Origin of the sequence: Flavobacterium poyangense (assembly GCF_011751075.1) — a bacterium.
Lineage (GTDB): Bacteria > Bacteroidota > Bacteroidia > Flavobacteriales > Flavobacteriaceae > Flavobacterium > Flavobacterium poyangense.
The window spans coordinates 685,868-697,101 of the sequence record NZ_JAALLN010000002.1 but is presented as its reverse complement, the minus strand read 5'-3'; the positions used below and the strand labels follow the sequence as shown (position 1 = coordinate 697,101).

Genomic DNA, 11,234 nt, shown 5'->3' with positions numbered 1-11,234 from the left:
GCATTACTTTTTTTAGAACTTTCCTTTCTGTTGACATAATTAATTGGATTGTAGTCAACCTTTTTCAGGACAAGACATCCAATGAAAAATCCCAAATTCCAATTAAGGAACTTGGGATTTTTTGTTTTCTAAAACTCCTCCTTTTTGGAATTTGGAATTTAAAGAATTGGAATTTAAAACTCCTAATGTGTATGTTTTGGATTAAAACCGTCCTCACTTACTTCTGTTGGTACATAGTCTGCCACCATTTCAGCTTCGTAATCGATTTTTTCTCCTTTAGAGAATTTATGAATGATTTTCTCCATAATATTATAGATTACAGGAACCACAATCAGCGTTAAGAATAACGAACTGATCAATCCTCCGATAATTACCCAAGCCAATCCGTTTTTCCATTCTGCACCGGCTCCTGAAGCTAATGCAATTGGGAACATACCAAATACCATCGCAATTGTCGTCATCAAAATCGGACGTAAACGAGCATGGTTTGCCTGAATTAATGCTGTTCTGATCGATTCTCCCGCAGCTCTACGCTGGTTGGTATAATCGACAAGCATGATCGCATTCTTACACACCAGACCAATCAACATGATGATCCCTAAAATCGTAAAGATGTTTAATGAATTGTTGGTTAAAGCCAACGCTAACATCGCACCAATAAACGAAAGCGGAATCGCAAACAATACCACAAACGGGTGAACAAAACTGTCATAAAGTGCCACCATTACAAGGTAAACTAATATAATAGCCGCTAATAAAGCAATTCCTAAGGTACCAAAACCTTCACTTTGGTTTTCCTGATCACCTCCCCAGATATAGTTAACACCGGCCGGTTTTTTAAGCTTATCCAGTTTTGCCTGCCATTGCGTAACAATTGTTCCTGAAGGAACCCCAACGTTTTGTCCTTTTACCGTTACAGAAGCAGATTTGTCTCTACGCTCTAACTGGCTAGGTCCTGAACCCTCTGTAATAGCTGCAAACTGAGACAATTTAATTTGCTGTCCGGCTGCATTAATAAAGATTAAGTTACTAACGTCTGTAATACTTTTTCTGTCAAAAGCATTGTATCTGATATTGATATCGTATTCGTATTCTCCGGCTCTGTATTTGCCATCTGTATTTCCACTAAAAGCCGTTTGCATCGTTAGACCAACCGTTTGTAGTGTTAATCCTAAGGCTGCCATTTTATCACGATCTACTTTAACGTTGATTTCAGGATTTCCGTCCTCAACGGTTAATTTAATCTCTGTCGTTCCGGGAATGGTGCGCAATTCAGCTTCCGCTAATTTAGCAAAGGCCATAGCGCTTTCTGTTGAAGGACCTGTAACGATCAATCCCAAAGTAGCATCCTCAGCTGTTCCTAAGATACCAACCGGAACGGTTTTAACTTTTGCTCCAACTAATACTTTCTCCAGTTTACGCTTCATTTTAGCTGCATAAACATTGGCGTCGTCTGTACGATCTTTTTGGTCGATCATTTTTACGTCAATCTCCGCTTTGTATGCTGTAGCTTGTGACGCTCCAAAACCTTCACTGGTTTGTCCTACCGTTGTAATCTGACTAAGCACATATTCTTGTCCTTTTAAGTAAGCCTCTGCTTTTTGCGTCATGAAGTTGGTTTGCTCTAACGAAGCATCTTTCGGCATCTCAATCTGAACTAAGAATTCCCCACTATCAGAAGCAGCAAAGAACTCTCCACCGATGAAACCTCCCCCCATTAAGCCTATTGTCGAAGCAAAGAACAATACTAATACTACGATAAAAGTTTTAACGTAATGATCCAGACACCAGGTCAATAAATTTGAAACCCAGTTGGTAAAACGTGTCAGATAATTTTCGAAACCAAGGATAATTCTTCCGAATAAATTCTTTCCTTCAATATGTTCCAATTTACCATAACGGGATGACAGCCAAGGAATAATTGTAAAGGAAGCCAAAAGAGACAACATTGTAGAGATAATTACCGTAACACAGAACTGTGTAATAATATCAGAAACCAGACCGGAACTCATTGCGATAGGCAAGAACACTACCACAATTACCAAGGTAATAGAAGTTACCGTACCACCAATTTCTGCTGTACCGTCAAACGAAGCACGAATTCGGCTTTTACCCATCTCCATATGCCTGTAGATATTTTCCAGTACCACAATCGCGTCATCTACAAGGATACCTACTACAAGAGATAATCCTAGCAAACTCATTAAGTTCAAAGTATACCCCATTAAGTAAATACCAATAAAGGTAGCGATCAAAGAGGCCGGAATAGACACCATTACAATCAGAGAGTTTCTGATACTGTGCAGGAAGAACAACATTACAAATGCTACCAGAATTACTGCAATTAATAAATCGTGTACAACAGAATCTGCTGCTTCCAATGTAAAAATAGTACTGTCTTTTGCTACCTCTAGTTTTAACTGATTGACTTTATAATCATTTTCAAGAGTCGCAATTGTTTTTAATAAATGCTCACTTACCGCTACTGCATTTGCATCTGACTGTTTTACAATTTGCAAAACAATCGCACTTTTCTGATCAACACGTGATATTTTTTCCGCTACTTTCTGCGTATCCTGAACATCGGCAATATCACTTAAACGAATCTGAATTCCGTTTTGAGAAGAAACAACCAGGTTTCTTAATTCATCAACACTTTTATATTTACCCGCTAAACGAATTAATATTTTCTGATCACGAGTCTGAATATTTCCTGTAGGGAAATCTAAGTTCGAAGTCAAAATATTCTGTTGTACTTGTGGAATCGAAAGTCCGTAAGCCTGCATTTTTAATGCATCAAGATTCACCTGGATTTCACGTTCCGAACCACCAATAATATTTACCTGTGCCACACCTTGTACACGAGATAAAATCGGTGCAATTTTTTTGTCAATTAAGTCATAAAACGCTGCCTCGTCCATTTTACCATTTGCTCCCAATGTCATAATTGGTAAATCACTCAGGGAGAATTTGGTCAGAGCAGGTGTTTTAACATCCTCCGGCAAATCACTAATGATGGCATTTATTTTACGTTGTGCGTCATTCAAAGAAAAATCAACTTTTGCATTTGAAGTCAACGTAATTGATACGATAGACAAACTCTCATAAGATTTCGAATCTATCTTCTTGACGTTTTCTAAGGATGCAATCGCATCTTCAATTTTCTTGGTTACCGTATTCTCTACCTCACTTGGAGAAGCTCCAGGATAAATAGTAGAGATCGTAATCACATTTTGTTCAAATTTCGGGATCAGTTCATAACCCAACTGGCTATAGCTGAACAATCCACCAAGTGTCAGAATTGCAAACAATACAATTACTAACGACGGACGTTTTATCGATATTTCGGCTAATTTCATTTGTTTTGCTTTAGGCTATTGGCTGTAAGATGTAAGATATAGGCTGTAAGATGTAGACTCTAGGCGTAATGCCTAAAGTTTATCACTTATAACGTATCACTTAATGCTTATAGCTTCAAGTTATTTAATAATTTCTACTGTATTTCCGTCTTGTAGGTTAATTTGACCTGTAACAATTACAGTTTCACCGTCAGATAATCCGTTGATGATTTCTACCTGATCTCCTAAAATTCTTCCGGCTGTTACTTTTCTTAATTTTGCAATACCGTTATGAGCTACAAAAATCTCATTACTGCTCACACTTCCAACAAATGCATTTCTAGGCACAACCATAAGGTGTTGTTTTTGTTGTTTGGATGCAAAATTTGCTGTTCCGTACATACCAGCTTTTAAGTCATTATTAGAGTTGTTTACGATTTCAATTTCAACAGGAAAGTTCAAAGTAGCATCTGCTTTTGCAGCAATAAAAGTAATTTTTCCGGAAAAAGATTTGTCAGGATAAACACTGGCTGTTATGTTTATATTGTCTCCTTTTTTCAAACTTGCTACCTGATTCTCGTTTACAGTAACCATTAATTTTAATTTGGAAACATTTACAATATCAAACAATGCTGTTGCCGGCATCCCTGTCAGGATAGAACCCGGTTCAATATATTTTTTATTGATAAATCCATTAATCGGAGCTTTTACTCTTGTATCACCTACATTAATTTTAGCTTCTGTATAGTTAGACTGTGCATTGGTTAAAGCCAATCTTGCCTGATCTAATTGTTGTTTGGTAACACCACCCGTTTTAAAAGCATTTTCGTATCTGCTGTAATCTGATTTTGCATTTAGATAAGCTGCTTCTGCTGTTTGTGCATTTACATTAATGACATCACCTCTCATAGTCAACAAGGTTTGCCCTACTCTTACGTAGTCTCCTTCTTTTACCAGAACGTTGATTACTTTTCCTGATTTTTCAGCAGAGAAAGTCAATTCCTGAGTCGGTTGGAAGTTTCCGTTTGCCACGAAGTCTAACGAAACTTCTTCAGTTTTTACAGGAGATACCTTTACAGAAACTGCCGCATTTTTTTCAGCAACAATATCCGTTTTAGCTTTATTCTCCTTCTTATTGTTATTTAAGATAAATCCAATCAGAGCTAATGCTGCAATTATGATTCCGACAGTTATAATTATTTTTTTCATTGTATATAGTTATTTAATAAGAGATTTAAGTTCGCCTTTTGATTTGATTAGTGCTACTTCGGCAATTTTATAATTCAAAACTGCTCTGGTATAATTATTTTGTGCTTCCAGAGATGCATTTTCAGAATCTAACAAGTCTGTCAATGATGCCAATCCCTGAAGGTAATTGTTTTTTGTATTGCTTAAGATCTCGCTTGCCAATCGCATATTTTCTTTCTGATTTTGAATTGTTACCAAATTATTGTCGATTTGAGCCATCGCATTTCGGTAATCTAAATCAAGCGAAAGTTTGGTATCTCTAATGTCTTCCTGTAGCGATCTGATTTCTACATCGGCCATTCTTACTTTAGCACGGGTTCCAAATCCGGTAAAAATGGGTACGTGTAAGTTTAATGCTATCGCAGAGAAATCTGACCAATAAACCCCATCTTTCGGTTTTGCAAACAATGGCATTTCCGGACCTTGACCTATATAGTTATAACCAGCAGTTAGCGAAAGTGTAGGATAATATCCGGCCTCAACCGCTTTTTTATTGTACACTAAAAGTTCTTCCTGTTTTTTCAAAAGCAAGTACTCCGTTCTCTTTTCTGTGTTTGGCACTTCTGTCAAAGCGGCCGGTACCACTTCAAATTCTTCTTTTGGCATATCGATTAGCGTTTCTATAGGCATACCCATATAAAACTTTAAAGCATTCTCCTGTAAAGTAATCTGATTTTTAATCTGCTGACGCTCGGTATCAATGTTTGACATTTTTACGATGATACGGTCTAAGTCAATTTTTTTAGCCAATCCGTTTTCAAACTGCCCTTTAACGATATCACGTACTTTGGTAGTATTAACGTAGTTGCTGTCTAATAAAACCAATCTTTCGCGTTGCACATAAACAGAGTAGTAGTTATTGGCAACTCTTTCTATTACCTGTTCGTCTGTTAATTGATTGTTTATCTGATAAAATTCACGAGTAGATCTTGCTGCTCTTAATCCGGTAAAAACGGCCTGATCAAATAGCGTCTGAGTCAAGGAAACCCCTGCTACAGAAGTCCATTTTTGACCAAATGCTGCCTGAATAGTAGTTCCCGGCTGTCCAAATCCGGCACCATCGATTACTGTTGTCTGGATAATTGGATTATGAGTCAGGTTTCCGCTTGCCGAAATTTGAGGCAATGCTTTAGAACGGGCTTCCTGAACCTTGTATTCCCCGTTTTCAACCGATAATTTAGCTTTTTTTGCATCGGCTTTGTTTTCAAGCGCGTATACAAGAGCATCTTTTAGGGTTAGTGTTTTGACTTGTGCGCTGACACTTAAGCCAATGGAGCACAAAAATATAAGAATGATTCTTTTCATAGATTGATGATTAAGTAGTAAATTTTTTAAGTTGTTTTTCTAATTCTGCAATGCCTTCTGCAGTTGCCATTGCTCTGGTGTGATATTCCAAAGCTTCTAACTCTATTCTCTGCGCTTCTTTCTCGGAGACTGTATTTTCGTTAATGTGAAAAATCAAAATGTAATAAAATTTCACATAAACCTCTATATTTAAATCTTCCCGGTATAATTTCTCCCGGATTCCCTTATTGATATTATTTCTGAACCATTCACTACACTGATCAATTTCCTGGGACATTACATTTTGATAAATCTCCGGATAGTGTTTTTTTAACTGATAAATCGGAGAGGAGTCAATATTGTTTTTAAACATTTCACAAAACATTTCTCTAATTTCAAAATTCTCATGAATCGCATTGTGGTTCTTTGCAACTATAGTATCAATAATATGATGTACTTGTGTGTGAACCAATGCAGTACTTTCTTCAATCAGGACTTCTTTATTACAAAAATATTTGTAAATCGTCTTTTTAGAAATACACATTTCACTCGCAATATCATCCATTGTGACACTTTTAAACCCCAATTTTAAAAACAATTCACTTGCCTTTGATATGATTTTCTCTTTCATTTTAATTTTCAAATTGTACTACAAATATAATTTGGAAACTTTATTAACAAAAATAGTTTCCGTTAAATTTGTACTATTTTTACATTAATTTGTTGCCTGCATAACAGTTATATGCTAAATTCTAAATTAGCAATAAGCTTCATATCCTTTCCCAATGCAAGGCCTCCGTTATGGTTAAACGAATGATAGTCTAAACCAAAATCCTGACGTTTAATGTTTCCGGTAATTTCAAAAGCAACTTTCTTTTTACCATCGTAAGAATTAATTCCGATAAACTCGGCATCAAGCTCTACTACCTTAGTCACATCTTTTATGGTCAGATCACCTTTGAAAAAATTAATATTATTATTCACTTTCTGAAATGAGGTCGATTTGAAACTAATAATTGGATGTTCGTTTACATTAAACAAATCGTTCAATTGTAAATGAGTGTCTATTTGCTGGAAACTGTCATTTCTGTTGTTTACATCCAGAGAAAATTCGACAGAAGCATCTTCAATTTCATTGTTTTCAAAATCTACATATCCGTCAAATTTATTTGTAGTTCCTCCTAAGTAAGCAATTATCGAATGTCTCATTTTTATTAAAACATCTGACTGACTAGAATCAATGGTCCACGTTGTTTTCATAAATTACTGATTTTGTTATTATTACAAAAGCCAGACAAACTATTCCGAAAGCGATTTTCTGGTTCCCTAGCTTTATTTTACGGTGCAAATATAGACAGGAAACTTTAAACACCAAAAAAGTTTCCAAGTTTTTTCAATATTTTTTTAACATATTATAACCGCCCTGCTATAAACTCCGTTTTTAATGCATAATTCCTTTTAAAATTTCGGAACTAATTATTCATAATTCAAGTTGCTAGTTATTTGTTGTAAAATGTATACTGTAAGATGTAAAATGTATACTGTAAAATGGGAAATGGGGATGATTTTTTGAAAGGAAAAATACTTTAATTAACTGATTTTCCTGCCTTTAGACGAAGCGTTAGAATTGAAGTGTATTGTTTATGTATTTCGATGATCTGGCACAACTATATATCCGTACAATGTAAACCGGTAATCAATTAAACAAAACTTATTATTTTTCACATTTCACATCTTACAGTACACATCTTACAGTATACATCTTACAGTATACATTTTACATATTACAAGTACACATTATTATTCAACTAGCAACTTGAGTTTCATAATTGAATTGTATCTTTGGGCTTCGTAAATCAGAATTTCATTTTATGCACGATATTAGTCAGTACCAGGATTTCTTTATTAGTTATTTAAACAAACAAATCATCACTAAAGAACCCAAAAATCTTTATGAACCAATCGAATATATTTTAGGTCTTGGCGGAAAGCGTATGCGTCCGGTACTTACGCTAATGGCAGCAGAAGTTTTTGATACTGATTATACGGTAGCACTTCCTGCCGCCATGGCAGTTGAAGTTTTTCATAACTTTTCATTAGTTCATGATGACATTATGGATGATGCTCCGTTGCGAAGAGGACAAGTAACGGTACATGAAAAATGGAATACAAACACCGCCATTTTATCGGGCGATACGATGTTAATTCTGGCTTATCAATATTTTGAGCAATACGAGCCTGTCGTTTTTAGAGATCTGGCAAAATTGTTCAGCAAAACGGCTCTGGAAGTTTGCGAAGGACAACAATGGGATGTTGATTTTGAAGAAAGAGACAATGTAACCATTCCGGAATATTTAAAAATGATTGAATACAAAACAGCAGTTCTGGTTGCCGCCGCCATGAAAATGGGAGCAATCGTAGCCAAAACATCTGAGAAAGAAGCAGATTTAATTTACGATTTCGGACTTAACTTAGGATTGGCTTTTCAGCTTCAGGATGATTTTTTAGATGCTTTCGGAGACCCGGAAACTTTTGGAAAACAGGTTGGTGGCGATATTATCGAAAATAAAAAAACCTATTTATACTTAAAAGCTTTAGAATTTTCATCTCAGGAGAAAGCTGTACAATTGCAAAATTTATTCGGTCTGCAACTTGACGACAATGCTGCTAAAATTGAAACAGCAAAAGCGATTTTTAACGAATCGGGCGCTTCAAAAGCAACGCAGGAAGCCATAGAAATGTATACTTTTAAAGCTTTTGAGACTTTAGAAAAAATGGATATCAACGCCGAAAAGAAAAACATCTTAAGAACCTTTGGCGAAAATTTAATGGGAAGAAAAGTATAGCTTTTAACATTAAAAGCTGCTTTCTTCAATACAACTATCTGATGGAAAAAACAGAAGTGATTACTTTTAATTCCGAAAGAAATGATATCAAACTATCCTTTCTTTTTGCAATTTGTTTTCCCTTTTTTACTGTTTTGGCGTTAGGAATTGATTCGGTATTTTTTACAACACATTATTTTGACGGCAGACCGCTGACAAACCTGTTAGCCATTCTTTATTTTACGGGCTTCTATTGGAGTGCAAAATCCGATTTAAGAAAACTGATGTTTGTAATGGTTGGGCTCTCTTATATCGGAGAATTGATTTTCTGTAAATTATTGGGAATGTACGCGTACAGAACCGAAGCGATTCCTTTATATGTCCCTTTTGGACATGCTATTGTTTATGCTTCGGGTTATGTTTATGCCCATACCAAATGGTCCATAGCTAAAGAACTTCACTTAAGAAAATATTTCCTTTTTTTCTTCGCTCTATTATTTTTGAGTGTTGCCGTACTATTAAAAGACTATTTTTCGTTGTTTCTGGGGCTTTTATTTTTTGCTCTCTTAAAAAGAAAAAGATGGCAGAATCTATACTGCTTTATAGCGTTTTGTGTTATATTTATAGAATTGGCAGGTACTTATTTTAAGTGCTGGACCTGGGCTCCTACCGTGTTTGGAAGTATCCCTACTTCAAATCCCCCAATGGGAGCTGTTTTTCTGTATGCCGGCGGTGATGTACTGTTGGCAAAGATTGTAGCTGTCTGGGAAAATAAAAAGAAAAGAAAATGAATTTCATCGCCCCAAAATCAACTGAGTTGTTGCTCGAGCAGGCACAAAGCGAGACTTTGTATCTAAAATTAATTGAGCAAATTAATAAGGATTTTAACTTAGCAAACGAAGGAATCGATTTTCCGTTGAGTATTTCTCCCAACGAAATAAAAATTCAGCTGCACGAAAAAATCTACCGAATGATTCAGTATAAATTTGCCGAATATCTCAATCTTCTTTATATAATAGATGTATCTGAAAGCGAAATAAAAAAACTTGACGGATCAGATTTGGTAATCCTCGCCGAACAAGTCTCCTTTCTAATTTTAAAAAGAGAATGGCAAAAAGTCTGGTTTAGAAATAATTACTAACCAAAAAAATCGTTTTAATTAGCGGCTAGTTTTTTGCCACTAATTGCACAAATTTTCACGAATTGTTTTTTTACTCAATTCCTCAATAGTAACGCCAATAGTGCTGTAATAAAGTTACGCATAACAATAAACTCAGAAAAAAAATCCTTTTAATCTGTGAAATCAGTGGCTAGTATTTTTTGCCACAGATTAAAAAGATTAAAAGGATTTTTTCTAAACTTTAAAATTCAATTCGTGAAAATTCGTGCAATTAGTGGCTACTATTCTCTACCGAAAATTGCTTTAAATCGCTGATTCTTCTTCAATTTCGCTGTATTCGTAAATTACTTTTCCAAATTTATCCGATTCTGTATTAAACGACTTCGATATAAAATCTGATAAAGAATCTTCCTCGGTAAAAACTGAATCAATTAATAGTTTTTGTGTTTTATAAAATTCCAGACCAGAAACCAGGTCTTGGGTAGTTCCCAAACAATTACCAATAAAACTTATGTTTCGCATCATTAAATTGGCAATCAATAGTGTTAAATTGGTTGGTTTAACCTCTTTTAACTTGCCAATAGACTGATTAAAAATACCACAGCTTAAATAACGGGCATTCAGATTTAACTGAGGTAATAAAAGCTCTAAATAGGTATCCGAAAAAGAATCCAGTACCACATCAAACAACAGTGTGTTTGGGATATTTTTTTCTTTTATAGCGAAAATATCTTTTATAAACGGAAACTGCTCCCGAACTAATGTTCTGTTTTTTCCGGAATAAGATAGGCCATAAACATTACAATCCATGCTCCAAAGTGCGTTTAATAAAAAATAAGAGGTATTTGACGTTACCGATGTTACGAGTACATTATCTCCTTTTTTAATATTGGCTTTCCGAATCATTGCATTAGCAGTTTGTGTTCCGATTCCCAACGCACCGGCCTCAACACCGGAAAGGTAAGATGGCACTTTCACCAACTTGGCATAATGATAAATTTCATACTCTTTACTGGAGTGATTAGACGGGATTCCGGGCATCGCTCCATTTTCAGCTTCAGGATAAAAACAGTTGCCTAGTACCAAATCTCCAACAGCCAAAGTGGTTACATTTCTACCAACCGCAATTACATGCCCTGCAAAATCAGAACCTATAGGATAGAAAGTATCGATAGTAGCTCCTTTTAATTTCTGCCATGCATTTTCAACAACTCCCAAATCTCTGTAATTTAAGGAAAAACTAACTTTTTTCACCAATACAAAATTGGCATATTGATCCGATTCAGGATCGAAATCAGGGAAGTTTCCCTCGACAAAAGCCAAAGGAATTTCCACGTTATCAATGCGAATTAAATGCTTGTTATGATCTTCAATCTTATCAAATAAAGAAGACGTTACTACTGCCAGTGCTCTCATATC

Annotated in this window: 9 protein-coding genes; 3 read left to right on the top strand and 6 right to left on the bottom strand. The window is 35.4% G+C overall.

The window, feature by feature from the left end:
• Positions 1-182: 182 nt before the first annotated feature.
• The 5 genes from G3A47_RS07890 to G3A47_RS07870 all read right to left on the bottom strand — a co-directional run bounded on the left by G3A47_RS07890 (position 183) and on the right by G3A47_RS07870 (position 7,130).
• On the bottom strand, positions 183-3,359 hold the full coding sequence (locus tag G3A47_RS07890; RefSeq protein ID WP_166921629.1) for an efflux RND transporter permease subunit: 3,177 nt from the start codon (positions 3,357-3,359) through the stop codon (positions 183-185).
• A gap of 120 nt (positions 3,360-3,479) precedes the next feature.
• Positions 3,480-4,547 carry an efflux RND transporter periplasmic adaptor subunit gene (locus G3A47_RS07885; protein ID WP_166921628.1) on the bottom strand — a complete coding sequence of 356 codons (1,068 nt, stop codon included), beginning with the start codon at positions 4,545-4,547 and terminating at the stop codon, positions 3,480-3,482.
• A 9-nt stretch (positions 4,548-4,556) separates the two neighbouring features.
• Positions 4,557-5,891 carry a TolC family protein gene (locus G3A47_RS07880; protein ID WP_166921627.1) on the bottom strand — a complete coding sequence of 445 codons (1,335 nt, stop codon included), beginning with the start codon at positions 5,889-5,891 and terminating at the stop codon, positions 4,557-4,559.
• A gap of 10 nt (positions 5,892-5,901) precedes the next feature.
• Positions 5,902-6,501: a TetR/AcrR family transcriptional regulator gene (locus G3A47_RS07875; protein WP_166921626.1), complete on the bottom strand. Its 600-nt coding sequence runs from the start codon at positions 6,499-6,501 to the stop codon at positions 5,902-5,904.
• A gap of 107 nt (positions 6,502-6,608) precedes the next feature.
• Positions 6,609-7,130 carry a YceI family protein gene (locus G3A47_RS07870; RefSeq protein ID WP_166921625.1) on the bottom strand — a complete coding sequence of 174 codons (522 nt, stop codon included), beginning with the start codon at positions 7,128-7,130 and terminating at the stop codon, positions 6,609-6,611.
• Positions 7,131-7,741: 611 nt separating this feature from the next.
• Between G3A47_RS07870 and G3A47_RS07865 the strand changes: the two genes are divergently transcribed.
• From G3A47_RS07865 to G3A47_RS07855, 3 genes are read left to right on the top strand one after another with little or no spacing between them, the layout of a single operon-like run.
• Entirely contained in the window at positions 7,742-8,716 is a 975-nt protein-coding gene (locus tag G3A47_RS07865) for a polyprenyl synthetase family protein (RefSeq protein ID WP_166921624.1), read from the top strand.
• A gap of 41 nt (positions 8,717-8,757) precedes the next feature.
• Positions 8,758-9,486 carry a hypothetical protein gene (locus G3A47_RS07860; RefSeq protein WP_166921623.1) on the top strand — a complete coding sequence of 243 codons (729 nt, stop codon included), beginning with the start codon at positions 8,758-8,760 and terminating at the stop codon, positions 9,484-9,486.
• The gene (locus tag G3A47_RS07855; protein WP_166921622.1) at positions 9,483-9,836 is read left to right on the top strand and encodes a hypothetical protein; all 354 of its coding nucleotides are present in this window, start codon (positions 9,483-9,485) and stop codon (positions 9,834-9,836) included. Before G3A47_RS07860 ends, G3A47_RS07855 begins: the two co-directional genes overlap by 4 nt.
• A 282-nt stretch (positions 9,837-10,118) precedes the next feature.
• Here the strand turns inward: G3A47_RS07855 and G3A47_RS07850 are convergent, their stop codons facing one another.
• Positions 10,119-11,231 carry an alcohol dehydrogenase catalytic domain-containing protein gene (locus G3A47_RS07850; protein WP_166921621.1) on the bottom strand — a complete coding sequence of 371 codons (1,113 nt, stop codon included), beginning with the start codon at positions 11,229-11,231 and terminating at the stop codon, positions 10,119-10,121.
• Positions 11,232-11,234 lie beyond the last annotated feature (3 nt).

Bases quoted from the DNA above. Each gene is read 5' to 3' on its own strand.
- G3A47_RS07860 (WP_166921623.1), top strand. From the start codon at position 8,758: ATGGAAAAAACAGAAGTGATTACTTTTAATTCCGAAAGAAATGATATC.
- G3A47_RS07865 (WP_166921624.1), top strand. From the start codon at position 7,742: ATGCACGATATTAGTCAGTACCAGGATTTCTTTATTAGTTATTTAAAC.
- G3A47_RS07870 (WP_166921625.1), bottom strand. From the start codon at position 7,130: ATGAAAACAACGTGGACCATTGATTCTAGTCAGTCAGATGTTTTAATA.
- G3A47_RS07890 (WP_166921629.1), bottom strand. From the start codon at position 3,359: ATGAAATTAGCCGAAATATCGATAAAACGTCCGTCGTTAGTAATTGTA.
- G3A47_RS07855 (WP_166921622.1), top strand. From the start codon at position 9,483: ATGAATTTCATCGCCCCAAAATCAACTGAGTTGTTGCTCGAGCAGGCA.
- G3A47_RS07875 (WP_166921626.1), bottom strand. From the start codon at position 6,501: ATGAAAGAGAAAATCATATCAAAGGCAAGTGAATTGTTTTTAAAATTG.
- G3A47_RS07880 (WP_166921627.1), bottom strand. From the start codon at position 5,891: ATGAAAAGAATCATTCTTATATTTTTGTGCTCCATTGGCTTAAGTGTC.
- G3A47_RS07850 (WP_166921621.1), bottom strand. From the start codon at position 11,231: ATGAGAGCACTGGCAGTAGTAACGTCTTCTTTATTTGATAAGATTGAA.
- G3A47_RS07885 (WP_166921628.1), bottom strand. From the start codon at position 4,547: ATGAAAAAAATAATTATAACTGTCGGAATCATAATTGCAGCATTAGCT.